This window comes from Vibrio sp. 1751 (assembly GCF_033339895.1).
Taxonomy (GTDB): Bacteria; Pseudomonadota; Gammaproteobacteria; order Enterobacterales; family Vibrionaceae; genus Vibrio; species Vibrio alginolyticus.
Window position 1 is genome coordinate 80,333 of record NZ_JAWOVM010000005.1, and the last position, 25,691, is coordinate 106,023.

Below are 25,691 nucleotides of genomic sequence, written 5' to 3' on the forward strand. Positions count from 1 at the left end.
TTGCTCACAGTTTTTGATTCATAACTTAAATATTCAAATTAGAGATACACGTTAAAAGTGTGCGCTTCTTTACTGAGCTAAGTAACTTCAAGCTTACTAAAATGAGATAAATTAAATGATTGAATGTGAAGCAGACCCAAGTGTAGAGGTGAGAAAAATATCAGTAGATATTTGAATAATATGAGATTCTTCCAAGAACTTCACAAGGGTCCTTGTTAGTATTATTGAGGTTTGAGGGAGATTTTCATGAAGTTAAAAAGTGTATCTATTTTTACCGCTGGTGTTTTTGCAGTACTGCTGTCGGGTTCCGTTTTTGCTAAATCATACAGTACACCAGAAAACAAAGCGCTAATAGTTGCTGACGGTAAGGTAGGTCAGCGTATCTGTTACTACGATGATAAAGCCTACACCACAGGGGCCGTGATTAATGTTGAAGGCGTATTACTGATGTGTACCGCTGAGAACGATTTTGAAACCAATGGCTCGTTAAAGTGGGTCGTGTTCAAAAAAGATAAATAAACGCGCCGAAGTTGTCTGTTTCATTTAGAGCGGTTTAAGATTAAGAGATTGGAAAAATAAAAAGCGAGCATCATGCTCGCTTTTTTCATTAACGCGCGAGTGAGCGAGTTTTTAATTCAAAGATAAGTTTTTCAGCACTTACTTCAAATTTGAATCGAGCCGTCGCTTGGTTCGATTCTTCGGTTATTTCTGAAACATTGTATTCAACATCAGCACATACTGATTTAGCGAGCTCGATGTATTTTTGTAGTTCAGACTCTAGCTCTGTTTTTGTCTGTGCGAAAACCGTTACGTCGGCAACTTCGTCACCTTCTTTGATGATAAAGCCTATCTCGCCAGCACAGCCGCAGGCCTCACATACTTGGTTTTTTTCTAATTCGACACTCATAACGAATCCTCTTGTAAATACTAAGGGTATTCTATCAGGTATTTGATCTGTATCTACAAAAATGACGACTTTTGCGTAAAAAAGGAACAGAATAGGCACTTGTTAAGTAAGGGTTAAAGATTGGATTACTAAATCATCAAGAACGTTAATGTGATATATATCAACATTTAAAATCAATTAACGAACATAGTGACGAGATTTTGCTCAGTCCAGTTGAACTAATGGTTAATTTATAAGACTATTTCTTGATTGATTATTTTTAATAATTATCATTCTTGGTCTTTGAATAGTTTCGATGAATAATTGGCGCAAGGTTTTGATGAGACTAACTTTTCGCCTTATTTTGAGTAGCATGTATTGACAAAAACATAACTGAAAATTACACATTACGCAGTGTAAAGACGTTATGGTTTGGAACTCGACATGATATTAAATAGTCGCAATACATATACCCAAAGCGCTTTCAAGTGCAGCGCTTAGCAACCTGATTTCTAGGTTTTCGCTAATCGAACCGCATCGGCGAGCCGGGTATAATGCTAAGAATGATTTCATTCTGGCCTCATTTAATAGTGAGTTAGATGGATTTACAAAGAGAAGAGCTTAAAATATGCCAAAGCGTAGTAAAGAAGATACCGAAATCACTATCCAAAAGATCATGGATGCCGTTATTGATCAGCTACTCAGATTAGGTTACGACAAAATGTCGTACACGACGCTAAGCCAGCAGACAGGTATATCGCGTACCGGTATTAGCCATCACTTCCCTAAGAAAACGGACTTCACCGCCGCACTGGATGGCCGTATCTTTAAAATGTTTATTGAACACTTAGAGTTTGATAAAGGATTAAATGCATTTTCACAAAGTTGGATTAAAGCGCTGGAAGATGCTGAGTTTCTCGCGATTTTACGACTGCTATTCCATCACATTGTCACCGCTGAAAATGCGCAAGAATTTGCTGCTAATGGTATTGACCGCTTATACAAAATGGTTGAAAGCCAGTTTGGTGCGGGTGGTGACAAAGAGCTTGAGTGGTTGATTGGTCGATCATTGATCCAAATGAGCAAGTAATAGCCTTTAAAGCACCAAATTCTGCCACTATCAAAGCAAAGGCCCGCAACTCTCATATTGCGGGCCTTTGTCGTATCGAAGTGTTTTAGAGACGGCTTAGAGGAGATACGCTTTATGCTGCGGCATGCACTTGAGGGAAGTCTAGCGTCGGATGTTTTGTCACAATAGATCGATAGCCATAAACTTGCTCAATGCGCTCTGACGTTAGTGCATTCCATGGCGTGTCATCACAAACTAGTTTCCCGTTATGCAAGAGTACAAGGCGGTCTGCGTACTGAGAGGCTAGATTCAAGTCATGTAACACCACAACCACCGCTGCGTTTTGTGCTTTTGCCGTTTCACGAGCAATCTTTAACGTGTTGTGTTGGTGGGCGAGATCCAACGCTGAGGTAGGTTCATCAAGCATTAAGATTCGTTTTTCGCCAGATTGATGTAGTTGTGTCATCACTCGTGCTAGATGCAGTCGTTGCTTTTCTCCACCAGATAAAGACGGGTACAGGCTTTCTGCTAAATGCAATACGTCGGTTTGTTCCATGTAATGTAAAGCCAGTTTAGTGGTTTCTTTATTGGACAGTGATAGCGGTATTGCCCCCAGCTCTACTACTTCTCTGGCTAGAAATGGGAAGGTTAAGGTGCTGTGCTGCGGGAGCATTGCAATATGTTTGGCGCTTTTTTCAGGCTCCCAATCATGCTTTTGTTTACCGAAGTAAGTGATGTGATGATTCGAAGAGATCTCACCGCATAGAAGCTTGAGCAAAGTACTTTTACCTGCGCCATTGGGGCCGAGTAGGGCGGTCACTTCACCAGCTCGGATATCAATGTTGATGTCATTGAGCACCACACGGTTGCCATACGTCATCGAAATGTTTTTCCCCGATAAAACGATCTGGTTCATTACAAAATCTTCCCTTTTTGCTGGAACAATAAGTAGATGAAAAAGGGCGCGCCAATCAATGCGGTCACGATTCCAACTGGTAATTCAGCTGGTGCCACGGCAACACGAGCAAACATATCTGCGGCAGTAAGAAGCAGTGCTCCCATTAAGGCAGATATTGGTAATAGCGTTCGATGGTCAGGCCCAGCGAGCATGCGCCCTAAGTGAGGAATCACGAGCCCAATAAAGCCAATTGCACCACTGATGCTCACCGTAATACCAACACCCAGTGCAGAAAGTAAAATAAGCTGACGTTTGAGTTTTTGAACCGGAACTCCTAAGTGTCTTGCTTCTGATTCCCCTAACAACAGAGCATTCAGCGCCATCGACTTCTTCTGGAACCAGAGTAATAGGATGACGAGTGTTACAGCAGATAGAGCAATCCCTGACCAATTTGCACCAGCTAATGAGCCCATCGACCAAAGCGTCAAGTCTCGCAGCATCTGATCATCTGCGATAAAGTTCATGTAGCCAATCGCAGCACCCGAGAGCGCACTGATGGCAACGCCGGCTAACAACATAATTGTAACTGAGGTACCAAACTTACTTGTGCCGAGTTTATAAACGAGAATAGTCGTTAGTGCACCGCCAAGGAAAGCAAAAAGAGGCAGAGCCGCTAAGTTCATTAGTTGCGGATAGTTTTGGCTAAATTCAGCAAATACAACAATAGCGAATGCACCACCAAGAGCAGCGCCAGCAGACACACCAATGATACCAGGCTCGGCTAATGGGTTACGGAACAAGCCCTGCATAACCACACCACAAATTGCTAAAATGGCGCCGATGAACATACACAAAATGGTGCGAGGCAATCGGATTTCGTTAATGACCAACTGAATGTGAGGAGCGAGATCAGAACTGCCTCCCGTTAGGCTACGCAAACTGTCAGCAAAGCTAATGTTCATTGGGCCAACGGTAATAGAGGCGATAGCAATAAATGCTAAAAATCCACTAAGCACTGATAACGTCGTTGAAAGGGGGATGCGTCTTAACAACATGTCATGTCTCTATGGGTAAAGCAGTGCATTCAAGCGTTTAGCTTCTGCAAGGCTTTTAAGGCCCAAACCACCTACCAGAGCATGGCCATCAATCGTTATGATGTCTTTGTTCTTTCCAGCGGGTGTTGCAGCAAGAAGCGGCATTGCTTTTAAAATTGCATCGGCACCACCCAACGTTTCATAGCTGCGACCACTAACAAGAATCACGTCAGGCTGCATCTCTACCATCGCTTCTGTGGATAGAGGCTTGTAAGACGAGAGTTGTGTAGCGGCTGGGTTTTGTCCGCCGGCGAGTTGAATAATTGCATCGGGTGTCGTTTGTGAGCCCGCAACATTTGCAGGTCGCCCTTCATGGATCAGCAGAAAGAGCACTTTCTTTTTCTTCGCTTGATCAGGTTGGTTTGCATTGAGTGCTTGTACTTGCGCCTGGACATCTTGCTTTAAGCTTTCAGCTTGAGCTTTGCGATCCATAAGGTTCGCAATTTGATCAATACGTTGATAAAGGCCCTCGACATTTGCATCAGTATTAACGATTTCTACATCTACGCCAGCCGATTTCAATTGGCTCAATGTTGTTTTCGGCCCCATCTCATCAGAACCAATGACTTTTGTCGGACGTAAGGCGAGCAACCCCTCCGCTGAAAGACGACGATGGTAGCCCACTTTAGGCAGTTCCATTCCTTTTGGTAATTGACTGGTGACGTCGATAGCAACCAAGCTATCTTTAGCGTCGAGTTCAAGCAAGAGTTCAGTGACGGCGCTGCCTGCGCTAACAACGCGCTCTGAGGATGGCGTTTCATTGGCAAAAAGTTGACTACTCGCAAGTAGGGAAATAGCTGCCGTGACAACAGCATGAATAGTGATGCGTGTGTTCTTCATTTTGAAAGGATCTCTATCTTACTTATTTTTATGATGGCTCTTCAGTGAGTAACTGAGTTGCTTGAATTCCGTTTTCTTGTAAAAAGCCGAGAAGTTGTACTAGCGACTGAATATTCGCGGTTTTTTCTGCTCCAATTACAATCGGTTTATCGCTTGACTTACTCTCTTCTAACAGCGCGAGGGTAAAGTTGTCCCAATCGATATATGTCTTGCCGTTAATAGCCCAGTAAGGCTCGTCTTTAAGAATATTTACCGTGATGGATTGCTTATCGACATCTGCAACAGCCTGAGATTCTGTGCTCGGTAAATTGACGTCTAATGAATCGAGTTTGACCGCTGCGGTTAACATCAGGAAAACCATGACGATAAAAATAATGTCTAACAGCGGTGTTAAATCGGGGGTTAAACCGTTACGACTATTTTCTTGTGGTGTTTTAATCATTGAGTTGCAGCCTCAATCTTCTCAGAAGAGCGCAGTGTTACTTTTGAGTGGTCTGGCGAGACATGCTGTAACGAGATACCTTCAAGCCATAAGTTGACGTAGTTTAAAGTGTGCTCAAGCTTGGCGATTACACGATCCGCCCACAAACCAATGATCTGCGCTCCTGAAATGGCAGGAAGTGCGATAATGAGACCCGCGGCAGTGGTGCGCATAGCAAGACCTAGGCCGTCAGCCAAATCATTCGGAGTGATATTCCCCGTTGAAACCGCGATGCCTTTAAACATGTCAATTAAGCCAAGTACCGTACCAAGCAAGCCAATTAAAGGACTGATGACACCAATCAGCGTCAGCAAACGAAGGCCGGAATGCAGCTGATGGCGTTTTTCTTGCAGCCAAATACCTGCGGCATCTTCTCTTAAAGATTTCGAGAAAGAATGATGAGCAAGCAACATCGCAACACCACGGTACAGAAGCGGCCGCTTATTCGACAACTCTTCAGCAAGTGCTTCAAGCTCGCTCCCATTTGTTGGGTCTAATCCTGTGAGCTTTTGGCGAATGGCTCGCTTTCCTACACCAAGGCTAATTAACACATGGAATAATCGCTCGGCGATGATCATCACGGTTAGAGCTGAGCAAATGATCAAAGGCCATGTCATCAGCCCAAATTGAGTTTGTAATTCTTGTAGTTGTTCCATTATCCATCCAACTTAAAACGAACAGGTACTTGTACTCGGTGAGCGACTTTTAGCCCACCTGAAATATGTGGTGTAAATTGCCACTGTTTGATCGCACGAAGTGCTGAGGCATCTAGCGACTCTGTGCCGGAAGACTCAATCAAAACCTGTTTAATCTGGTTACCATTCTCATCTAGCCATATCTCATACAAGGCTACACCTTCAATACCGCGTCTTTGTGCAGACCTTGGGTAACGGGGTTGTGTTGGTTGACTCACAAACGTTGGTTTGTCGACCAAGACAGGCTGAGATGTTGCCCCTTTGGATTGGCTCGCAGGTGCGGATTGTTGAGCTACCGTCTCTTTCTTCACCGGTTCCGTTTTTTTCTTTGGTTTCGCTTCGGGCTGAACCTTTTGCTTTGTTACGGTTTTGGTGGGCTCGACCGCTTTAGGTTTAGATTGTTTAACCGGTTCAGGTTTTTTCTCTACTACCTTCTTCTTAACAGCGTCTTTCTTGACGACCTGTTTTTTTACAATCTTCTTTTCTGGTTCAGGTTGGTCTTGAGGCTGCTCTTTTGGTGGCGCTACATTTTCTGGTGTAGATTTTTCGACAGCGGGAGGAGCAGACACAAGATTTAGACTTACCGAACTTGCTGGGTTTCCAGCCGGCATCGCGAACACCTTTGTCTCTTGAGAAACAAAAAGAAGTGCGGCATGGATGGCAAGGGAAGCACCTCCTGCAATGACATATCTTTGTACGTTCACGGAATATCTCGGGAAACTATGAAAACTTGGGCAGATTATTACTTACAATGGAAATAAGATCAATTATCAATTGCATTATCATTACGCTCAAATTATGATTCTTGCAGAATTTTTAAGATCAGCTTCCATCCCTTACATGATGGGAGTTAAGCGAGTATATATGAGCGTCGATATCGATAAGCTTGATGAATCAGTGTTGGGCAGTGATAGTCCTGATCCATTGCGATTTGCTTTTGTTAAGAAGCATTCTGCACATGCCGGGGGAGCGAGCGTACCTGTGCCCTCGTCTCAACAACAGGCGATTTTTTCGAGTATTACGGCTAACTCAATTAAAGCGACCAATAAGCGCTGTCTTTATATTCATGTTCCGTTTTGTCGCGTTCGTTGCACTTTTTGTAACTTCTTTCAAAATGCTGCAAGTCGCACACTGGTTGATGAGTACTTTGAAGCATTAATGCAGGAGCTTAGAGAGAAAGCGGCATTACCTTGGACACAAAATGGTATTTTTCACGCCGTATATATCGGGGGCGGAACGCCAACGGATTTATCTCCAATACAGGTTCGTGTGTTAGGCCAGGCTATCCGAGACCACTTTCCTTTGGCCGCAGACTGCGAAATCACCTTAGAAGGTCGCATCAATCGTTTTTCTGATGAGTTGTATCAAGGCGCTTTAGAGGGTGGGTTTAATCGTTTCTCTTTTGGTGTGCAAAGTTTTAATACACAAGTGCGCCGCAGCGCAAAACGTTTAGATGATAGGGAAGATGTCCTCAAACGAGTGAGCGAGATCGCCAAAGAAGACAAAATTCCGGTCATTATCGATTTACTCTATGGCTTACCTTATCAAACCAAAGAAGTGTTAGAGCAAGATTTAAATGATTTCCTCTCGACTGGCGCACACGGACTGGATTTGTATCAGTTAGTGGTTGGTGGGTCAGCTCCCATGCTCAACCTCGTAGAAAAGGGAAAAATCCCGCCACCTGCGACCACACCAGAAAAAGCGGGAATGTATGAGCTCGGTGTGAACTTTATGGCCAAACACCATATGAAGCAACTGAGTGTGAACCATTGGGCAATCGATAACCGCGAGCGTAGTTTATACAATAGTTTAGCCAAGACTTATGCAGAGGTATTGCCAATTGGCTGTGGTGCTGGAGGTAATATCGGTGGCTACGGGATGATGCAACACCGCACACTAGAGACCTATATTAAAGCGGTCAAAGAAGGTCAATGCACCATCGCGATGATGATGAAGCAAAGCCCTCTAGAACCACTTTTTTCTGCACTCAAATCTGCGTTTGACCGTGGCATTGTTCAAGCAAACCAACTTCCATCATTTATGGGAGAGGACGCGTTCGTGTTTTTATTGCCTCTATTTAAAGTGTGGCAAGCGAAAGGCTTAGTACAGCTACATGAACGTAGCGCAGTCCTTACTCTTGCAGGCAGCTTCTGGGCAGTGTCATTGGCTCAAAGTTGTATTCAGGTACTCACGTCAGAGATGAACGAAACGGTACCGAAAGCATCCAATAATTAATGAAAACAAATTGAACAAAAACGGAAGACACAATGGAATCAATCAAGCAACAAGTTGAAGTATTACTAGAGCAAGAACCACAATTATTGCCAGCTGCGATGGCAGAGCGTCTTGGCATTTCCGAGTTTGAGGTTGTTGCGGCTCTACCTCAGGAAATGGTGGCTATTGCACCAGGAGAGCAAGCGCAAAGCATCCTAGAAAGTTTGGTTGGTTTTGGCCCGGTGACGACCATCGTCCACTCTTTTGGTTCTATCTTTGAAGTTAAAGCGCCGTTTCCAAAAGGAAAAGTGGCGCGTGGCTATTACAATTTAATGGGTAGAGAAGGTGAACTGCACGGCCACCTTAAATTAGATAACGTTAAAAATGTCGCATTAGTCAGTAAACCGTTTATGGGTAGAGAGAGTCACTATTTTGGTTTTTTCTCGGAGTGCGGAAGCAATATTTTCAAGGTTTATTTAGGCCGTAACGAAAAGCGCGAGTTGATTGAAGAACAAGTAACCGCATTTCGCGCCCTACAAGCCGAATTAAAAAAGTAATCACAAACATAATCGAGGCTTAACTCGAATACTAATTAGTAAAGTCAGGTATCAATATGGATCAACAAGTTAAACAAGAGCGTTTGCAAGGTCGTTTAGGGCCAGAGATCAAAGAGTTTCGTCAGGAGCGCCGTACACTTCAGCTTGCAACTGTCGATGCAGAAGGTCGCCCGAATGTAAGCTACGCGCCTTATGTCCAAAACCAGGAAGGTTATTTCGTTCTCATTTCTAAAATCGCTCGTCATGCCCGTAACCTTTTAGAAAATCCAAATGTTTCATTGATGATGATCGAAGATGAAGAGTCTTCAAAGCAGCTGTTTGCTCGTAAGCGCTTAACTTTTGATGCGGTAGCAAATGTAGTTGAGCGAGACACAGAGATGTGGCAACAAGTTGTTGAACAAATGAAAGAGCGTTTTGGTGAGATTATTGATGGTCTAAGCCAGCTAGAGGATTTCGTTTTGTTTAACTTAAAGCCAGAATCGGGGCTATTTGTTAAAGGTTTTGGTCAGGCGTATCAAGTGTCTGGTGATGATTTAGTAGATTTTGTTCACCTTCAAGAAGGTCACAAGAAAGTCGAAAGTGCCTGATTGTAAACCGATCATATGAATGTCGATCATTTGGCATAATGAACGTTTAAAGGGAGTTAGGTTATACTGACTCCCTTTTTTATATTGGAACAAAAGCATGAAACCTGTAAGCAAGGAATTGAGCGAGATTTGCTATCCGTTTATTTACGAGGACAGTCCGGTTTGTGACTTTGAAATTACAGCAGATGAACTTTGTAGTCGTATTGGCCTTGTTCTCGCTATGGAATTGGACGAGTTTAGCCGCGATATACTGACAAGAATGCAGCCTAATGTTTATCATCTAAATGGTTCGGTTCGCGGAAAATTAGCGATTACAGAAGCGGAAGTTGAAGAGTTAAAGGCCGATTATGCTTTGCTCAAGCAACGTATTGATGGCGGCTTCAAAGGCTTTGTTCTACCCGGAGGGCACTCGGCAGCCAGTCAATTGCATTTGTGCCGTTGCCAAGCTAAAAAAACGGTACGAGCATTAGTTGCCGTTGAACATACAGGTAAGAAGCAGCCCTCACCTATTTTGTTTCGTTACGCGAACTTATTAGCGAATGTACTTTACAGCCTAGCTTCTTATATTAATCATGCTCACCAAGTCAAAGAGACGGAATTCGTTTCTCGTAGTTACGCGATGCCAAAGAAGTGAGCTGAGAAATTAGCGGATGTGAGCATCAGGGATAGGACAAGCACTGCATTATATTCTCAAATCAACTCGTCCAATAAGAGTTAAGAAGTCATAGCTTTGGCTTCTAGCTCTTTTGCTCCGCGAAGCATCGCTTCGATTAGTTCTCCAGCATTGAACTTCTCAAGTGCCTCATGCGCGCCAACTTGGTGAGCTCTGTCTACACAGATTTCGCTCGATAACGATGTATGTAAAATGCGGTATGAATGGTTCAGAGAAGAATTATTCTGAACTTCAAATGCTAACTCATAACCGTCTAATCCGGGCATTTCAATATCGCTGACCAGAATATCAATTGGGCGATGAGCCGCAGCGTCACTTTTCATCAGTTCCAATGCATCTAAACCATTTTTACAGATTTGATACCCAATATTGATGCTATCGAGTGCGTCACACAGCTGTTTACGAGCGATGGAAGAGTCATCCACCAATAGAATACTGAGTGCTTTTAGGCGTTCTCGCTCAATATCTGTCAGCATTGGGATCTTTGAATTCTCGTACTGCGGATAAATTTTGGAAAGTAGCAGCTCCACATCCAGCATTTGAACAGTTTTGTCCTCGTAGCGAGTAATTCCAGTCACGAAAATATTTTTTCCAGCGCTCGGAGGTGGCGTTTCAATAGCTTTCCAATCGCACTCAATGATCTTCTCTATACTACGAACCATAAAAGCAACCACGGTTCGCAAGCAATCTGTCACGATCAAGTAGCAGCTTTTATATTCTTCTTCACTTATAGGACGAAAGCCAACAGCTGCTGACATATCGATCACTGGTACTGTTAAGTTACGTATCGTAACTGTTCCAATGACGTGATGATGCGAGTAAGGGATCTTCGTCGTTGGCATGTATGGGACGATTTCACGGACTTTTAGCGTACCGATAGCGAAACTCTGTTGCAGGGTGAGCTTAAACATCAACATGCCCTGAGACTGATTCGCTTTGCTTACGACTTTTGCCATGAAAATAACCTTATAAATACCACCGAATTGTGTCTAATCTAATCTTATCAGACGAAGGCTTCAACCATCGGAGAGACAAATGTGAGCTTTTTAGACAATCTTTTAGAGAATAGTGATTAACTGAGCAAAACTTGTTTGTATTTTAAACTCATTATGTAGACGATTTTATATTCCTCGTGTATTGGGGCCTTTACCGCTGAGCTATTATTAAGAAATGTTTGGTCTGTTAAAAAGGATTGGGTACACTTGCGCGACCAGAATAGTGAGAGATAGATCAATGGCAAATACAGCAGCCGCATTACATATTCTTGTGAAGCACAAAGAGCAAGCGGAAGACATAATCAAGCAACTGAAAAAAGGCGCTAAGTTTCAGACATTAGCGAAGAAGTATTCAACTTGCCCGTCAGGCAAACGCGGTGGTGACCTTGGTGAATTCCGCCGTGGTCAAATGGTACCTCAGTTCGACAAAGTGTGCTTTTCTGGCGAAGTGTTAACGCCGCATTTAGTTAAAACCAAGTTCGGTTGGCATGTTGTAAAGGTGCTTTACAGAACATAAGGCTTGGTATCGACCTAAACATTGTCAGATGAAACCCACAAGCATTAAATATCATCTGTACGGTCTCTTTTCACCAATCACTACCGTTATGACATGGCAGATACATTCTGATCTGCCATGCTCAACCAAACGCTAATCTTTCCAAACTAGAAACTCATTTATATGCAGTTAACTTGGCTTTTCTCATAAGTCGTTATCCTATTTCAAGCTTTGGTATGAGAATACGTTTGCTGGTTGTATCAATTATCAATGCTATTCCTTGCTGGCGAACTTTGGTTCATGTTCGGACGCCATTCGCATATGATAGCGACCTTATAAAAAATTAACCCCGTTCATAATTTAAGATGTCCCTGACTCATAAAGACTATTTTAAAATCGCATTTCCTTTCATTGTTTCTACTGTTACCCAACCATTATTGGGGGCGGTGGACACCGCGGTGATCGGTAAACTTGGTGTGGCTGAGATGATTGGTGGCGTGGCGATCGGCACCGTCATCATGAATACTTTGTATTGGCTGTTTGGCTTTTTCCGCGTCAGTACTACCGGGCAAAGTGCAATCGCATTAGGTAAAAATAGCCCAGAAGATCAAGCGAGTAGCTTATTGCGTCCTTTCGTGCTTTCACTCTGCCTTGGCTTGATTTTCATTGCGTTGCAGTCCGTGATTTGGATGGGGGCAGAGCTGATTATCTCCCCTGATGCCGTCGTGGCAGAAAACGCTAAGACTTACTTCGATATCATGATCTTTGGTGCGCCGTTTGTACTGCTGAACTACACCGTGATTGGTTGGTTGATGGGGCAGGCGAAAGCCAAAGAAACCTTGTTCACGCAAGTGTTTGGTAACGTGCTGAACATCGTGCTGGATATCGTATTTGTGTTGTACTTCGATATGGGCATTGCTGGTGTTGCGGTAGCGACACTTATCGCGCAAATCTCGACGTTTGTTATTGGTGCGGTGCTGGTGTTGAAAACCTGTCGCTTCCCGCTGTTTGATTACATTCAGACCGCGAAAATGACGCGTAAAGATCTCAAAGTTATCGCGTCTTCCAATATGGATCTGCTGCTTCGTACTGTGTGTCTATTGGTGTTCTTCAACATGATGGCGCGTGTAGGCTCTCAGCTTGGCTCTGATGTGCTCGCTGCGAACGCAATCTTGATGCAAGTGACCTTTATCGTCAGCTACATGTTTGATGGTGTAGCGAATGCGTCGAGCGTCTTTGCAGGTAAAGCCGTAGGGCAGAAGAATCCGACATTGCTTGATAACGTGATTAAGCTAAACACGCAATGGACCGCGGCGTTCGTTGTTGTATTGACCTTGCTGTTGGTACTGTTCAAACACCAAGTGGTGACGTTGTTTACCACTTTGCCAAACCTTGTTGCGCTGTACCTAGACATGAGCCCTTGGTTATTGGCATTCCCGCTGGTTGCTGGTTTTGGTCTTACGTTTTACGGCATCTTTACCGGCACAGGGACGACACGACCAGTACGTAACTCTACCTTCCTAACCATGGTGTTGTTCTTAGTGACTCAATTTATTGCGGTGCAATATTGGGGCAATCACGGTTTGTGGCTGGCATTCACTTTGTTCTACGTTGGGCGCTTTGTCTTCTTGTTCCCGTACCTCGATCAAGTGAAACAAAAGTGTCAGTAATTCACGCTTTTACAATCGGTTTTATTTCGATTTTTTATCTCAAGGGCGGAGCCATCTGCCCTTGCTGATAAAAGCGTGAAAAAGGTGATGAAATACCCCCTCTGAGTTGTTTTCTTGCTCAGACCTGCGTGATACTATCGTTATGTTATATTGTTACATTTAGTTTGATGTCGTGATTTCTCAACCAATACTCTCCGTTAATAATCTCAGCCTTACAGACTCAGAACGCACACTCTTCAAAGACATTTCTTTTGAGCTGTTTCAAGGTGAAGTTCTTGCCATTATGGGACCTTCCGGCATTGGTAAATCCATGTTGTCGAAAGCCGTCGCAGGTTTTTTGCCGTCTGATATTTGGGTAGACGGAATTATCCAGCTTAACAGCAGTGAAGTCGCACAAACTGCCATGCTGCAACGGAGTCAATCCCAGCGTCCCGCGGTCATTTTCCAAGATGCACTTAAAGCGCTGAATCCATTGGCGTCTGTCGAGCAACAACTGTGTTTGGCATTGACGGGCAACAAAACGCGCTTGTCTTCAGCAAACCGAGACACGGTGACGACCTTGTTGTCTCAACTCGGATTTACGGAGCCAAAAGCAGCATTAGCGCAGCATCCAAGCCAGTTATCTGGTGGTCAGCGCCAGCGTATTTGTATTGCGATTGCGTTGCTTGGTAGTGCGAACTTGATCATCGCTGATGAACCTACCAGTGCGCTCGATCCCATCACCGAAGCGGAGATCCTTGAGTTGTTCCGCAGCAGTGTTCAGCAACGCAGCATCAGTGGTTTGTTGATCACGCACGATCTGTCTGCGGCTTTGGCGTGTGACAAAGTCTTGGTGATTGCGGATAACACCATGGTGGCTTATGGCGAACCATGGCAAGCCATTCAGCAAAGCTCGCATCCTTTCTGCCAACAACTTGCGCAACTGCTGCCTTAACCTCATCTCTGGAGCCTATTTTGACTAAGCACAACTTGAGCGGGCACACGCAGCCTAAATCGGCGGAAGTTCGCTTTGAGCAAGCCAGTGTTCACTATTACTCCAAACCAAGTTGGTTAGGGGGCAAACCGTTTAAAGCGCTCGAACAACTGGATCTTGCCATCGACACAAAGAACATTGCGATTGTTGGTCCTTCTGGTGCGGGTAAATCGACCTTGATTGAACTTCTGTTTGGTCTTCGTAAACCCACATCTGGTGAAGTGTATGTGTGTGGTTATCCGTTATCGCGTAGCTCGGCTAAGCAGCGTCAAGAGTTGTGTCAGCACATTCAACTGATTCCTCAAGAGCCGCAATCGAGCTTGAATCCGTACTACACCGTTCGCCAGATCTTACTGGAGCCGCTAAGCAACATTGGTTTGACGCAAGAGCTTAACGAGAAGGTGGAAAAGGTTTTGACGGATGTCGGTTTGGATCTCACATTGCTGGATCGTAACCCGCAGCAATTATCAGTTGGGCAAGCTCAACGTGTGGCTATCGCCAGAGCTTTGATTGTTGAGCCTTGCGTGTTGGTTGCCGATGAGCCAACCAGTAGCTTAGACCCCGTCAGTCGTAAACAGATTCTCGACTTGTTGGCAGGCATTCAAAAGAGTCGTCAGATGCGCTTGATTTTGGTGACACATGACCTCGATGCGGCACAAACCCTATGCGATGAAATCCTAGTGTTAGACAAAGGACGCGTTGTCGAGCACGGCACAGCACAGAACGTGACAAATAACCCATCGCACTTGATCACGAGAGCCTTGATGAGCGCTCAACACAAAGGTAATGAATTCACAAAAACCATTGGAGAGGTTTCTTATGCACCTTAGTACTCCCAAGTTAGCTTTGTCGCTGGCTTTAAGCGCACTGCTGACGGGTTGTTTTGACTCTGGCGAAAGCAAGCCAGAAGCGGAAAAAGCAGCTGCACCGCAAGCAACGGAAATTCGCGTTGCCATGATGCAACCACCACGCACAGGTTTGTCACCACTTTCAGATGACGCGTTCAAACTGTCACGTTGGAGCACGGCAGAAACGCTGGTGAACCTAAACGATCAGTCGGTAGCAGAGCCTATGCTGGCAACAGAGTGGGAACAAATTGACCCGATGACGTGGCAATTTACGGTACGTAAGGGCGTGAAATTCCACGATGGTTCTGATCTTGATGCAAACGCGGTTGTGAACTCTCTACAAAAAGCATTAGATGCTGCACCAAAACCACGCATTTTGGATGGTATCGAATGGCAAGTTAGCGCACTGGACGACTTCACTGTTGAAATCAAAACGACCTTTAACGATCCATTGTTGCCAAGCCGTCTATCTAGCCCACAGCTAGCGATCCTTTCTGGTGCTGCATATCAAGAAAATGGTCGCGTTGTGCCAATTAATGCGGGTACCGGTCCATTCGTTCTGACAGAAATCAACGGCACAACCAGCGCGAAACTGAAGCGTTTTGACGGTTATTGGGGCGAAAAAGCAAAAGTAGACAGTATCTTTGCTGAATACGTACCAAACGGTTTTGCTCGTGCTGCTGCACTACGTACCGGTGAGGCGGATGTAGTTGAAGCCGTTCCTGTTTCGCAAATCGCGATGATGGAATCTTCACAGCTGCACGAAGTCGCCATGCCACGTACCAACACGCTTTACCTAAACAATAAATCAGATGTGTTTAGCCAGTTCGGTTTGCGTAAAGCAGCGGCTCAAGCGGTTAACCGTGAGCAAATCATCAAAACGGTTTACGAGAACCACGCCGACTCAGCGAAAGGTTTGTTAGGTCCTGCATTGGCATGGGCTCAACCAATTCGTGATGCGAACCCTCGTATGGAAACCATGGAAATGCGCCACGCGAATGGTGAAAAGATCACCATTGGTACGTTTACCGACCGTGCAGAGTTGCCAGAAGTGGCGGTGCTACTAAAGCAACAACTTGAAGCGGCTGGCTTTGTGGTTGAACTAGACGTTCGTGAATACGCACAAATCGAAAACGATGCACTAGCAGGTAAGTTCGATGCGTTCTTGTTGTCACGTGCAACGGTGCTGGATTCTGGTGACCCAGTGGCGTACATGCAAAGTGACTTTAGCTGTAAAGGTTCTTACAACCTAGGTCAGCTCTGCTCTGAAGAAGTGGATGCTGCATTGAAACACGCTGATCGTCAGCCATTGGGTGAGAAACGCCAACAAGCGATCATCGAAGCAGAAAGCAAAATCCTTGAACAATACGCTGTGATTCCACTGCTTCACGAGCGTGTAATCCAAGGTGAGAGTGATCGTGTGAAGAATGCACAACGTGACCCACGTGAGCGTCGCCTGATCGACCAGTTTACTGAGGTGAACTAACTCGATGTCGTCTGTTGCCAACATGCGCTCTCGTTGGAGCGCTTGTATGCCTGAATGGTTTACGCGTTTTTTGTCGCGCTTCCTGTCTCTCGGGGTAGTGGTTGTGCTGGTGGGTTTGATGCCGGATATTGCAGGTATCGATCCAAGCCAATCAATCCTCCGTGCCCGTGCGGGTGCTCAACAATTGCTGACGGCGGAAGCTCTGCAAGCAATTCGAGAAGATCTTCAACTTGACCGCAGCGCTGCTGAGCGACTGTGGGATTGGTTGACGCTTGCCATGCAAGGTGACTTAGGTGTCTCTTGGGTGAGTGGCGCATCCGTGATGGAGAGCGTTCAACAAACCGCAAAAACGTCGCTATTACTGATGCTTACAGCGCTAGGCATGGCATTTGTAATGTGTATGGCGAGCGTCCTTTACACTGTGCGTCGTTGGCAACAGAATCGTTTAGACAAACATCATGACACGCTCAGTTCGGTGTTGGTCTCACTGCCTGAATACGTGATTGCTTCGTTGCTGATCATGGTGTTTTCCATTTGGTTGGGCTGGTTCCCGCCTTATGGTTGGCAAGGCGTGCAAAACCTCTGGCTACCAAGTTTGGCAATGGCATTGCCTGCTGCTGGTTTGTTCGGGCGCTTGCTCAATGACAGCCTCAAGCGAGTATTAGATGAGCCTTGGGTGATCACTTGGCTATCGGCAAACGTCAGTAAGTTTCAAATCTTACGCTTTGCCTTGTGGCGTGCCGTTAGTAACTTGATTCCTCAAATCGCAATGACGGTGATTGGTTTAACCGGCGGCGCGGTTGCTGTGGAACAAGTGTTTTCCATTCCGGGCATCGGACGACTAATCTTGGGTGCAGCGAAGTCACAAGATCTGCCGATGCTGCAAGGCGGCTTGTTGGTGTTGTTGGTGTTCTCGATGTTAATCAGCAGTGCGAGCATCTTATTGCAACGTTGGTTACTCGGGCACAGTGTCACAAGTGGCAAGTTGATCAGCAGTCACAGCACGTTCCGTTTTACCCAAAGCACCACCAAACGTATCGTCAGTGCCACAATCTTTGTCTTGCTGATTGGTTGTGCTGGATGGGCGTTAATGCGCGATCCTTACACCATCCAATTTACCCGCCTTGAATCGCCAAGCTTAGCTGCCCCGTTTGGTGCAGATGCGGTCGGGCGAGATCTGCTTGCTCGCGTTGGCGGCGGTATGATGTCGACAATCAAAATGGGCATCATCGCAACGTTCCTAAGTTTGGTGATTGGTTTGCTGCTCGGCTTCGTGACTCGTTATAGCCAAGGCTTAATTGAGATCACCAAAGGTGTGCCATACATTGTGGCGGGTCTGCTGATCGCTGGTCTAACGGGAATGAACCCAAACAGTGCCTTGATTGCGATTGTTATGGTGTCATGGGCACCATTAGCGGCGCACTGTGCGAGCTTGTTGATGGAAGCCAAAGCGCAGCCTTACACGCATCTTGCGCCCATTTGGGGAACCAGTCAGTGGCGAGTACTTCGTTACTACTTGTTGCCTTATGTGCTGCCGCCATTGATTCGTCACGCGTTTCTGCGTTTGCCATACATTACGCTCAGCCTGACGTCTCTGAGTTTTATCGGACTTGGCGTTAAGCCGCCTGAACCTGAGTGGGGTTTATTGATTGCAGAGAATCTGCCTTACATTGAGCGCTCGCCATTAGGTGTCTTACTACCAATCTCAGGCTTGGTTTTGATGGCAATTGCGGTGAATTTGATTTTTGATGACAAGTGACGAGCAGCGATAAAGCGAAGTGAGCTTCCATATCCAGATGTAATCAGTAATTTGGTAATTTAGAAAACAAAAGGATGTGTTTTCTGCCAGAAAGTACACAGCACGGTCTATGTATATTGGAAGCACCTATAAATTAACGAGTATAAAAGTTACGCGAACTCAGATGTTTAGGTAGTGTTACTCTTTATACACACGTAATCCTTTATCCGTTAATTCTTGAGTGACCACTTCGGATAGGTTTCGATCGGTAATAATTCCGTCCAATTGCTCGATGTCTAATGCATGAAAGCTCGCTATCTGACCGTATTTAGTTGAGTCTGAGATCAGATAATTGGTTTGTGCCGCCTTGATGATTGCTTTTTTAACGAGAACTTTATTTTCATTAGGTGTTGATAAGCCTTTCAAGCTCCAAGATGAAGTCGAAATAAAGGCGATATCAATATTTAGCCCATTCAAGAACTCTGCGACTTTTCCTCCAATGGTGGATTGGTTCTCGCGGTCAATTTTTCCCCCAGTGTGGTAAAGCTCACATTCACTGTGCGTCATAAGGAAAGCAGCAATAGAGAAGTCATTGGTGATAACTAAAAGATCATTACGATTTGCTATTTGATGGGCGATTTCTAGAGAGGTTGTTCCCGCATCCAAGTAAATCGTAGCGTCTTGACCAATTAACGTAGCCGCCAGCTTACCAATTTGAATTTTTTCATCCGCTTGTTGCTCGGCCTTCGCATCATGGGAAAGTTCGGAATGTAGAGCTTGAGCGAGTTGCACTCCACCAGAAACAGAAACGACTTTACCTGAGGATTCAAGCTTCACGATATCACGACGAATGGTCATATGTGATACGCCAAGGTGGTCGGTTAAATCTGAAATGCTTAACACTTCTTGATGTGATAACAGGGATAATATGGTTCTTTGACGTTCTGCTGGGATCATAGTTTCACTTCTATATTCTTGTTTTTCAGTATCCTACCAATCTTTTCATTTGTTGTGAATATCTGTGAATTATGTTCTCAACGTTGTAAGAACAGCCTTCGCTTGTGTTAACTGCTCGGAATATCTCTGCCCATAAAGAGGTATATATCACGACATTGTTAATTTGTGTGAAAAAATGTGATTCAAAGCGAGGTCTTAGTATTAATCTTCACATATAATCACATCAACCAAACAAGAATTAACAAAGTTTAATAGACCAGAAGGCATTGTTTTTATGAGTGAAGTTCAATCTGTAGGTGTTATCGGTTTAGGCTCTATGGGAATGGGCGCCGCAAAGTCATGTGTGCGTGCAGGCCTAGATGTCTATGGTTTCGATTTAAGTTCTCAAGCGCTTGACGAGTTAGGTTCATTCGGTGCAAAAGCAGTTTCTGCAAATGCAGTTGAGTTTGCAGATAAGCTTGATTCGGTTCTAGTTCTTGTTGTGAACGCAGCTCAAGTTAACACGGTCTTGTTCAAAACCGGTCTTGCTAAAGTGCTTAAGCCGAATACGCCAGTAATGGTTTCAGCAACCATCTCAGCAGAAGATGCAAAACAAATTGAAGCGAAATTGGCAGAACACAATCTTGTGATGCTTGATGCACCGGTATCTGGTGGTGCTGCAAAAGCAGAATTAGGTGAGATGACTATTATGGCGTCGGGAGCGCAAAGCACATTTGATGCACTTAAACCAGTACTCAACGCAACGGCAGCTAAAGTCTACAACATCGGTGAAGCGATTGGCCTAGGCGCAACTGTGAAGATTATCCACCAATTGCTAGCAGGTGTTCATATCGCAGCTGGTGCTGAAGCAATGGCATTAGCGGCACGTGCAAACATTCCTCTTGACCTGATGTACGACGTGGTGACGAATGCAGCGGGTAACTCTTGGATGTTTGAGAACCGCATGAAGCATGTAGTTGATGGTGACTACTCCCCTAAATCTATGGTCGACATCTTTGTGAAAGATCTAAACCTCGTATCGGACACAGCAAAAGATCTCAAATTTCCACTTCCTCTATCAAGCACAGCACTAAACATGTTTTTGAGTGCAAGCAATGCTGGTTTTGGCCAGGAAGACGACAGTGCCGTTATCAAGATTTTTGATGGTATTGAGCTTCCAGGTGTAGAAAACAAACAGAAGTAAGCGCACGTAAAACGGAGAAAAAATGATGTTATTAGGCGTTATCGCAGACGACTTTACTGGCGCAACAGACATCGCAGGTTTTCTTGTAGAAAACGGCATGCGCACAGTTCAGCTTAACGGTATTCCAAAAGAAGAGATTGATGTAAACGCAGATGCGGTCGTGATCAGTCTTAAATCTCGCTCCTGTCCTGTAGATGAGGCAATCGAGGATTCAGTAGCTGCGCTTAAGTGGCTGCAAGCAAATGGCTGTCAGCAGTTTTACTTCAAGTACTGCTCAACGTTTGACAGCACAGCAGAAGGTAACATTGGTCCTGTAACGGATGCACTGCTTGCAGAGCTAGGTGAAGCGTTCACCATTGTATGCCCATCATTACCAGTGAATGGTCGCACAGTTTTCAACGGCCATCTATTTGTATTCCAGGACTTGCTAAGCGACTCAGGTATGCGTAATCACCCTGTGACACCAATGACTGATTCAAGCCTAGTTCGTATGATGGATGCTCAATCTCAAGGCAAATCTGGCCTGGTGAACTTCCAAATAATTGAACAAGGTCCAAAAGCGGTAATTGAGCGCTTTGAAGAGCTAAAAGTACAAGGCAACCGCTACGCAGTGGTTGATGCATTCAATGCAGAGCATCTTGTCACACTTGGCCAAGCGGCGAAGTCTCTAAAACTGGTAACTGGTGGTTCTGGTTTGGCAGCGGGTATTGCTAAGAACTGGATAGAGAACCTTGAAGATCAAAGTGATGCGAAGCAAGAGGGGAACCCTAAAAAGGCACCAACCGTTGTGTTATCTGGATCTTGTTCTGTCATGACCAACCAACAGGTCGCTGTTTACAAAGAAAAAGCGCCACACTTTGCTATTGATGTGAAGGCGTGTCTGACGGGGGAAGACTACTCAAATCAAGTGTTTGATTGGGTCATGACCAACATCGAAAGCGAGTTCGCACCACTGGTTTACGCAACCGCAGATGCAGCGGCGTTAAAAGCGATTCAACAAGAGTTTGGCGCGCATGCTTCAAGTCACGCGGTTGAACAATTCTTTAGCCAACTTGCAGTTAAACTTCAGCAGAACGGTGTGAAAAATTTCATCGTTGCGGGTGGGGAAACCTCAGGGGTTGTAACCCAAAGCCTAGCCGTAAAAGGTTTTCATATCGGTCCTCAAATCGCACCAGGTGTACCTTGGGTGAAGTCACTTGAAGGCGAGCTTTCTTTGGCTCTGAAATCGGGCAACTTCGGCGATGAACACTTCTTTGCCAAAGCACAGTCGTTTTTTGAATAGGTGAGGTTGTGATGAATAAAGAATTGATGACAGAACAACAACTGCGAGAGCAAATGGTCACTATGGCTCGCTCTATGTTTGAACGTGGCTATGCGACTGGCGGCGCTGGCAACCTTTCTCTAAAGCTGCCTAATGGACACTTTCTGGCAACGCCAACTGGTTCCTCGTTCGGCCGCTTGATTGCTGAAGAGCTTTCGGTTGTGGATATTGATGGCAACCATATCTCTGGTGAAAAGCCATCAAAAGAAGTGGCTTTTCATCTGGCGATTTATCGAAATAACTCAAAGTGTAATGCGATTGTGCATCTGCATTCTACTTACTTGACGGCGCTTTCTTGTCTTGAAGGTCTAGATCGCGAGAATGCCATCAAAGCTTTCACACCTTACTTTGTAATGCGCATTGGCGAACTGCCAGTGATTCCGTACCTGCGCCCGGGCGACCCTCAGATTGCTGAAGAACTTGCGCAGCGGGCAAGTGACTACCGAGCTTTCCTCCTGGCGAACCATGGTCCAGTGATCACGGGTACGGACTTTGAAGATGCAGTGGATAACGCAGAAGAGCTAGAAGAGACAGCGAAGCTAGCGTTCATTCTTAAAGACAGCAACATCCGCTACTTAACGGATACTGAGATTCAAGACCTAAAAGGGAGAGGTAAGTAATGGCTAAATTCGCGGCAAATCTGACAATGTTATTCACAGAAGTTCCTTTTCTAGATCGTTTCGAAAAAGCACACCAAGCGGGCTTCAAAGCGGTGGAATACCTTTTCCCATACGCATTCGAAGCGCAAAAACTAGCAAGCAAGATACAGCAGTTTGGTTTTGAGCAAGCGTTATTCAACATGCCTCCAGGTGATTGGGATGCAGGTGAACGAGGTTTTGCAGCTATTCCGGGGCGTGAGGATGAATTTAAAACGAGCGTCGAGACTGCTCTGATGTACGCCAAGGCACTGAACTGTAAAAAGGTTCACGCTATGTCTGGCATTGTTGATTCTCGCTTCACTCGTGATCAGCATATTGAAACCTTTATCTCAAACATTCGTTATGCAGCGGATAAGTTTGCCGAACAAGGTGTTGAGCTGATGATTGAGCCACTCAACAATCGCGATGTACCGAACTACTTTGTTGCACATCAGCGTGAAGCGGTGGAACTCATCAAACAAGTGGCTCGTCCAAACGTGAAATTGCAGCTCGATCTCTATCACGCACAAATTATGGACGGTGATCTGAGTACGTTGATTCGCGATGTGGCGCCATACACAGGCCATATTCAAATTGCTTCTGTGCCTGAAAGGCACGAACCATCGGAAGGCGAACTGAATTACCCACACCTATTCAATGTTTTGGATGACTCTGGTTACCAAGGCTGGATCGGTTGTGAATACAACCCAAGGCATAGCACGCAGCTGGGCCTTAGTTGGGTTAAACCATACCTATAACAATTTTAATTTCTATCCATAAATAACTTGAAACTAATTACAAAAACAAAGGGTCGTGACTATGAATATTATCATAACTGGAGGGGCGGGTTTTCTCGGAACCCTACTTGCCAAATCACTACTAAAAGAAAACAAAGCTGAAAGTATTACTATTGTCGGCATTCAAAAGTCGCGCTTAGAGGGCATTGATGACCGAGTCGTTTCTTTAGTCATGGATATGACAAAACGAGAAAATATAGACCAAGTTATTACTGCCGAAACGACACACATTTTTCATTTAGCGGCAATTGTATCGAGCCATGCTGAGCAAGATTTTGATTTAGGCGTAGCTGTAAATCTGACGACCACACAGTTATTGCTTGAGCGTTGCCGTAAAGTAAACCCTAATATTCGTTTTACGTTTGCTTCATCTTTAGCTGTATTTGGTGGTGATCTTCCGGAAACGATTACACCAATAACAGCACTTCATCCTCAGTCATCCTACGGGACGCAAAAAGCTATAGGTGAGTTATTGGTGAACGACTATGCCCGTAAAGGCTTTGTTAAAGCTGTATCCGTACGTTTACCGACTATTTGTATTCGCCCTGGGAAACCAAACCTTGCCGCTAGCTCTTTCGTAAGCGGAATTATTCGTGAGCCTTTGAATGCTCAAGAATCAAATTGTCCTGTAGACCCTACGCTAAAACTTTGGATATCGAGCCCGTCTAGAGTGGTGGACAATATTCAATATGCAGGGCTAATGCCTTATGAGCAGTTAAATAATCTGTCCTATAGAACGCTTAATTTACCTGGTATTCAAACTACACCAGCTGAGATGATTCAAACAATGGACACTCTAATGGGTAAACAACTTTCTAATTATATTACCTATGAGCATGATGCGGGTATTGATCGTATTGTGAGTAGTTGGCCACAAAAAATTGATTGTACTAAAGAACTGGAGCTTGGATTTAAAGCAGACAGTAATTTCAAGGATGTATTACAACAATTTATTTCTGTTAACAATATGGAGATTGTCTAATGTTACCAACCTCAGTAATTGGACTAATAGTAGCCGTATCAGTCCTTGTTTTTCTTGTATTACGTACAAAAGTTCATGTGTTAATTGCGATGTTAATTGCGGCATGTATCGCAGGTATTATTGGTGGGTTAAGTGTTGACGACACGATTGCGACCGTTAGCAAAGGATTTGGTGGAACATTAGGCGGTATAGGTATTGTCATCGGTCTCGGCGTTATGATGGGGGCTATTTTAGAGGCTTCTGGAGCAGGAGAAAGTATTGCCTATAATTTTATAAAGTGGTTAGGAAAAAAGAAAGAAGAGGCCGCTCTTGCTGTGACTGGCTATATTGTTAGCATCCCAATCTTTGTGGATAGCGCGCTTATCATTCTTTATCCAATAGCGAAGTCTTTGTCAAAAACGTCCAATCGCTCGATTTTAACGCTTACGGTTGCTCTGGCGGGCGGCTTGGTCGTAGCGCATCACGCTATTCCGCCGACTCCAGGGCCTTTGGGAGTTGCTGGTATCTTTGGTGTCGATCTTGCCAGCATGTTAGGTTTTGGTTTGATGATCGCAGCGCCTTGTGTCATGGGTATTGTTTGGTATGCAAGATGGTTAGAAAAACAGTTTCCTGAATTCATTCCAACCGAACATTTCTCGAAGTCTAGTGAGCAACTGATTAATGATCACAAAGAGTACATTGCATGTAAAGAAGCGAAAGACCTACCAGCTTTAAGTAAATCTATCGCTCCAATTATTATCCCTATTTTACTTATACTTGCGAAATCAGTGATGGGTTTATTAGAGGGGACTTTCGGTTTCGAAGGGCTGACTGCAACAACATTTGGTCAATTTATCGCTTTTATCGGCAGCCCTACTATTGCACTATCAATAGCGACGTTATTAGCGGTTTACACATTGGGTAATAACCTTACCAAAGAAGAAGCGAATGAAAAGATGGAACAAGGAATCTCCACTTGTGGCATCATTTTGTTAGTAACAGGAGCTGGTGGCGCGTTAGGTGCCGTATTGCGTGAAACGGGTGCGGGCGCAGAGATTGCTAACCAAGTTGCAGGGCTTCCTATTTCTGCGGTTATGATTCCATTTATTATTGCGACGTTAGTTCGTATTATTCAGGGCTCTGGTACAGTCTCCATGATAACCGCTGCTTCTATATCTGCCCCAGTTTTAGTAAATATTCCTGACGTTAATCTTTTATTCGCAGCGACGGCAGCTACGATGGGATCTCTATTTGCTGGCTACTTTAATGACTCGCTATTCCATATTGTTAATCGACTAATGGGGGTGACCGAGGTTAAGAAACAACTCATTATTTGGACTATTCCAACAACAATTGCTTGGGCTATTGGTGGTTCATTAGTCATGATTCTTAACTTATTCTTCGGATCTCATGGTTCAATCTTTGATCCTGTGTTACCACTTGCTGTACTTTTGGGGTGTGTTGCATTTACAAAATCTTACAGCGCTAAGCACGTCGAATTACAAGAGGTATAAAGGTTTACTTGTACTCTTCCATAAAGTAAAAACCTATCACAATATGTATTTTTATCAGATAGTTTAGAGTTTTTTAATAATATGAACGGCCCTATGTTTGGGCCGTTTTAGTTCTTATAA

Annotated in this window: 27 protein-coding genes; 18 read left to right on the top strand and 9 right to left on the bottom strand. The window is 44.6% G+C overall.

Annotated elements, in window-relative coordinates; all coding sequences use genetic code 11:
• Positions 1-246 precede the first annotated feature (246 nt).
• Positions 247-519: a YnjH family protein gene (locus tag R7041_RS03600; protein WP_005375306.1), complete on the top strand. Its 273-nt coding sequence runs from the start codon at positions 247-249 to the stop codon at positions 517-519.
• A gap of 88 nt (positions 520-607) precedes the next feature.
• Here the strand turns inward: R7041_RS03600 and R7041_RS03605 are convergent, their stop codons facing one another.
• Positions 608-907 carry a YfcZ/YiiS family protein gene (locus R7041_RS03605; RefSeq protein WP_005375307.1) on the bottom strand — a complete coding sequence of 100 codons (300 nt, stop codon included), beginning with the start codon at positions 905-907 and terminating at the stop codon, positions 608-610.
• Between the two features lie 607 nt (positions 908-1,514).
• On the opposite strand from R7041_RS03605, the gene R7041_RS03610 reads away from it, so the two are divergent.
• Positions 1,515-1,976, top strand: a complete 462-nt coding sequence (locus R7041_RS03610) for a TetR/AcrR family transcriptional regulator (RefSeq protein ID WP_005385033.1) — start codon at positions 1,515-1,517, stop codon at positions 1,974-1,976.
• A gap of 112 nt (positions 1,977-2,088) precedes the next feature.
• Here R7041_RS03610 and R7041_RS03615 read toward each other — a convergent pair whose 3' ends face one another.
• From R7041_RS03615 to R7041_RS03640, 6 genes are read right to left on the bottom strand one after another with little or no spacing between them, the layout of a single operon-like run.
• Positions 2,089-2,871: a heme ABC transporter ATP-binding protein gene (locus R7041_RS03615; protein WP_053303821.1), complete on the bottom strand. Its 783-nt coding sequence runs from the start codon at positions 2,869-2,871 to the stop codon at positions 2,089-2,091.
• Positions 2,871-3,908: a FecCD family ABC transporter permease gene (locus R7041_RS03620; RefSeq protein WP_005375318.1), complete on the bottom strand. Its 1,038-nt coding sequence runs from the start codon at positions 3,906-3,908 to the stop codon at positions 2,871-2,873. Before R7041_RS03620 ends, R7041_RS03615 begins: the two co-directional genes overlap by 1 nt.
• 9 nt (positions 3,909-3,917) lie before the next feature.
• The gene (locus R7041_RS03625; RefSeq protein WP_005375320.1) at positions 3,918-4,787 is read right to left on the bottom strand and encodes a heme/hemin ABC transporter substrate-binding protein; all 870 of its coding nucleotides are present in this window, start codon (positions 4,785-4,787) and stop codon (positions 3,918-3,920) included.
• A gap of 28 nt (positions 4,788-4,815) precedes the next feature.
• A complete protein-coding gene (locus tag R7041_RS03630) occupies positions 4,816-5,229 on the bottom strand; it encodes an ExbD/TolR family protein (RefSeq protein WP_005375322.1) in 414 nt (137 codons plus the stop codon).
• A complete protein-coding gene (locus tag R7041_RS03635; protein WP_005385044.1) occupies positions 5,226-5,924 on the bottom strand; it encodes a MotA/TolQ/ExbB proton channel family protein in 699 nt (232 codons plus the stop codon). Before R7041_RS03635 ends, R7041_RS03630 begins: the two co-directional genes overlap by 4 nt.
• A complete protein-coding gene (locus R7041_RS03640) occupies positions 5,924-6,667 on the bottom strand; it encodes an energy transducer TonB (RefSeq protein WP_025998667.1) in 744 nt (247 codons plus the stop codon). The genes R7041_RS03635 and R7041_RS03640 overlap by 1 nt, the downstream gene beginning before the upstream one ends.
• A 160-nt stretch (positions 6,668-6,827) precedes the next feature.
• Between R7041_RS03640 and hutW the strand changes: the two genes are divergently transcribed.
• From hutW to R7041_RS03660, 4 genes are all read left to right on the top strand, one after another.
• Positions 6,828-8,198 (top strand): heme anaerobic degradation radical SAM methyltransferase ChuW/HutW, encoded by a 1,371-nt coding sequence (gene hutW, locus R7041_RS03645; RefSeq protein ID WP_206949074.1) that lies wholly within the window; start codon positions 6,828-6,830, stop codon positions 8,196-8,198.
• A 32-nt stretch (positions 8,199-8,230) separates the two neighbouring features.
• A complete protein-coding gene (gene hutX, locus R7041_RS03650; RefSeq protein WP_005385051.1) occupies positions 8,231-8,734 on the top strand; it encodes a heme utilization cystosolic carrier protein HutX in 504 nt (167 codons plus the stop codon).
• A gap of 56 nt (positions 8,735-8,790) precedes the next feature.
• Positions 8,791-9,321, top strand: coding sequence for a heme utilization protein HutZ (gene hutZ / locus R7041_RS03655; protein WP_017635270.1), 531 nt, complete (start codon positions 8,791-8,793; stop codon positions 9,319-9,321).
• A gap of 97 nt (positions 9,322-9,418) precedes the next feature.
• Positions 9,419-9,955, top strand: a complete 537-nt coding sequence (locus R7041_RS03660) for an ATP:cob(I)alamin adenosyltransferase (RefSeq protein WP_053303815.1) — start codon at positions 9,419-9,421, stop codon at positions 9,953-9,955.
• A gap of 80 nt (positions 9,956-10,035) precedes the next feature.
• On the opposite strand, the gene R7041_RS03665 is transcribed toward R7041_RS03660, so the two are convergent.
• Entirely contained in the window at positions 10,036-10,950 is a 915-nt protein-coding gene (locus tag R7041_RS03665; RefSeq protein ID WP_005385059.1) for a chemotaxis protein, read from the bottom strand.
• A gap of 214 nt (positions 10,951-11,164) precedes the next feature.
• Here R7041_RS03665 and ppiC point away from each other — a divergent pair, with 214 nt between their 5' ends.
• The 6 genes from ppiC to R7041_RS03695 all read left to right on the top strand — a co-directional run bounded on the left by ppiC (position 11,165) and on the right by R7041_RS03695 (position 18,221).
• Positions 11,165-11,506 (top strand): peptidylprolyl isomerase PpiC, encoded by a 342-nt coding sequence (gene ppiC, locus R7041_RS03670; RefSeq protein WP_080276970.1) that lies wholly within the window; start codon positions 11,165-11,167, stop codon positions 11,504-11,506.
• 344 nt (positions 11,507-11,850) lie between these two features.
• Positions 11,851-13,155 (top strand): MATE family efflux transporter, encoded by a 1,305-nt coding sequence (locus R7041_RS03675; protein ID WP_258512577.1) that lies wholly within the window; start codon positions 11,851-11,853, stop codon positions 13,153-13,155.
• A 172-nt stretch (positions 13,156-13,327) separates the two neighbouring features.
• A complete protein-coding gene (locus tag R7041_RS03680; RefSeq protein WP_017635267.1) occupies positions 13,328-14,089 on the top strand; it encodes an ATP-binding cassette domain-containing protein in 762 nt (253 codons plus the stop codon).
• 20 nt (positions 14,090-14,109) lie between these two features.
• Complete coding sequence (locus tag R7041_RS03685) at positions 14,110-14,958, top strand: ABC transporter ATP-binding protein (RefSeq protein WP_206949072.1); 849 nt, start codon at positions 14,110-14,112, stop codon at positions 14,956-14,958.
• Positions 14,948-16,462 carry an ABC transporter substrate-binding protein gene (locus R7041_RS03690; protein ID WP_017635265.1) on the top strand — a complete coding sequence of 505 codons (1,515 nt, stop codon included), beginning with the start codon at positions 14,948-14,950 and terminating at the stop codon, positions 16,460-16,462. Before R7041_RS03685 ends, R7041_RS03690 begins: the two co-directional genes overlap by 11 nt.
• A 4-nt stretch (positions 16,463-16,466) precedes the next feature.
• Positions 16,467-18,221 carry an ABC transporter permease subunit gene (locus tag R7041_RS03695; protein WP_373921003.1) on the top strand — a complete coding sequence of 585 codons (1,755 nt, stop codon included), beginning with the start codon at positions 16,467-16,469 and terminating at the stop codon, positions 18,219-18,221.
• Positions 18,222-18,398: 177 nt separating this feature from the next.
• Here the strand turns inward: R7041_RS03695 and R7041_RS03700 are convergent, their stop codons facing one another.
• On the bottom strand, positions 18,399-19,157 hold the full coding sequence (locus tag R7041_RS03700; protein ID WP_017635264.1) for a DeoR/GlpR family DNA-binding transcription regulator: 759 nt from the start codon (positions 19,155-19,157) through the stop codon (positions 18,399-18,401).
• A 274-nt stretch (positions 19,158-19,431) separates the two neighbouring features.
• Here R7041_RS03700 and ltnD point away from each other — a divergent pair, with 274 nt between their 5' ends.
• From ltnD to R7041_RS03730, 6 genes are all read left to right on the top strand, one after another.
• Positions 19,432-20,340 (top strand): L-threonate dehydrogenase, encoded by a 909-nt coding sequence (gene ltnD, locus R7041_RS03705; protein WP_206949071.1) that lies wholly within the window; start codon positions 19,432-19,434, stop codon positions 20,338-20,340.
• Between the two features lie 25 nt (positions 20,341-20,365).
• Positions 20,366-21,622 (top strand): 3-oxo-tetronate kinase, encoded by a 1,257-nt coding sequence (gene otnK / locus R7041_RS03710; RefSeq protein WP_025998665.1) that lies wholly within the window; start codon positions 20,366-20,368, stop codon positions 21,620-21,622.
• 11 nt (positions 21,623-21,633) lie between these two features.
• Complete coding sequence (locus R7041_RS03715; protein WP_005385078.1) at positions 21,634-22,281, top strand: aldolase; 648 nt, start codon at positions 21,634-21,636, stop codon at positions 22,279-22,281.
• Positions 22,281-23,057 (top strand): 2-oxo-tetronate isomerase, encoded by a 777-nt coding sequence (gene otnI / locus R7041_RS03720; RefSeq protein ID WP_017635261.1) that lies wholly within the window; start codon positions 22,281-22,283, stop codon positions 23,055-23,057. The genes R7041_RS03715 and otnI overlap by 1 nt, the downstream gene beginning before the upstream one ends.
• Before the next feature lie 61 nt (positions 23,058-23,118).
• Positions 23,119-24,078 carry a D-erythronate dehydrogenase gene (gene denD / locus R7041_RS03725; RefSeq protein WP_258512578.1) on the top strand — a complete coding sequence of 320 codons (960 nt, stop codon included), beginning with the start codon at positions 23,119-23,121 and terminating at the stop codon, positions 24,076-24,078.
• A complete protein-coding gene (locus R7041_RS03730) occupies positions 24,078-25,571 on the top strand; it encodes a GntP family permease (protein ID WP_206949070.1) in 1,494 nt (497 codons plus the stop codon). Before denD ends, R7041_RS03730 begins: the two co-directional genes overlap by 1 nt.
• Positions 25,572-25,691: the final 120 nt, after the last annotated feature.

Coding starts and splice junctions, on each gene's coding strand:
- R7041_RS03600 (WP_005375306.1), top strand. CDS start 247: ATGAAGTTAAAAAGTGTATCTATTTTTACCGCTGGTGTTTTTGCAGTA.
- R7041_RS03605 (WP_005375307.1), bottom strand. CDS start 907: ATGAGTGTCGAATTAGAAAAAAACCAAGTATGTGAGGCCTGCGGCTGT.
- R7041_RS03610 (WP_005385033.1), top strand. CDS start 1,515: ATGCCAAAGCGTAGTAAAGAAGATACCGAAATCACTATCCAAAAGATC.
- R7041_RS03615 (WP_053303821.1), bottom strand. CDS start 2,871: ATGAACCAGATCGTTTTATCGGGGAAAAACATTTCGATGACGTATGGC.
- R7041_RS03620 (WP_005375318.1), bottom strand. CDS start 3,908: ATGTTGTTAAGACGCATCCCCCTTTCAACGACGTTATCAGTGCTTAGT.
- R7041_RS03625 (WP_005375320.1), bottom strand. CDS start 4,787: ATGAAGAACACACGCATCACTATTCATGCTGTTGTCACGGCAGCTATT.
- R7041_RS03630 (WP_005375322.1), bottom strand. CDS start 5,229: ATGATTAAAACACCACAAGAAAATAGTCGTAACGGTTTAACCCCCGAT.
- R7041_RS03635 (WP_005385044.1), bottom strand. CDS start 5,924: ATGGAACAACTACAAGAATTACAAACTCAATTTGGGCTGATGACATGG.
- hutW (WP_206949074.1), top strand. CDS start 6,828: ATGAGCGTCGATATCGATAAGCTTGATGAATCAGTGTTGGGCAGTGAT.
- hutX (WP_005385051.1), top strand. CDS start 8,231: ATGGAATCAATCAAGCAACAAGTTGAAGTATTACTAGAGCAAGAACCA.
- hutZ (WP_017635270.1), top strand. CDS start 8,791: ATGGATCAACAAGTTAAACAAGAGCGTTTGCAAGGTCGTTTAGGGCCA.
- R7041_RS03660 (WP_053303815.1), top strand. CDS start 9,419: ATGAAACCTGTAAGCAAGGAATTGAGCGAGATTTGCTATCCGTTTATT.
- R7041_RS03665 (WP_005385059.1), bottom strand. CDS start 10,950: ATGGCAAAAGTCGTAAGCAAAGCGAATCAGTCTCAGGGCATGTTGATG.
- ppiC (WP_080276970.1), top strand. CDS start 11,165: ATGTTTGGTCTGTTAAAAAGGATTGGGTACACTTGCGCGACCAGAATA.
- R7041_RS03675 (WP_258512577.1), top strand. CDS start 11,851: ATGTCCCTGACTCATAAAGACTATTTTAAAATCGCATTTCCTTTCATT.
- R7041_RS03690 (WP_017635265.1), top strand. CDS start 14,948: ATGCACCTTAGTACTCCCAAGTTAGCTTTGTCGCTGGCTTTAAGCGCA.
- R7041_RS03695 (WP_373921003.1), top strand. CDS start 16,467: ATGTCGTCTGTTGCCAACATGCGCTCTCGTTGGAGCGCTTGTATGCCT.
- R7041_RS03700 (WP_017635264.1), bottom strand. CDS start 19,157: ATGATCCCAGCAGAACGTCAAAGAACCATATTATCCCTGTTATCACAT.
- ltnD (WP_206949071.1), top strand. CDS start 19,432: ATGAGTGAAGTTCAATCTGTAGGTGTTATCGGTTTAGGCTCTATGGGA.
- otnK (WP_025998665.1), top strand. CDS start 20,366: ATGTTATTAGGCGTTATCGCAGACGACTTTACTGGCGCAACAGACATC.
- R7041_RS03715 (WP_005385078.1), top strand. CDS start 21,634: ATGAATAAAGAATTGATGACAGAACAACAACTGCGAGAGCAAATGGTC.
- otnI (WP_017635261.1), top strand. CDS start 22,281: ATGGCTAAATTCGCGGCAAATCTGACAATGTTATTCACAGAAGTTCCT.
- denD (WP_258512578.1), top strand. CDS start 23,119: ATGAATATTATCATAACTGGAGGGGCGGGTTTTCTCGGAACCCTACTT.
- R7041_RS03730 (WP_206949070.1), top strand. CDS start 24,078: ATGTTACCAACCTCAGTAATTGGACTAATAGTAGCCGTATCAGTCCTT.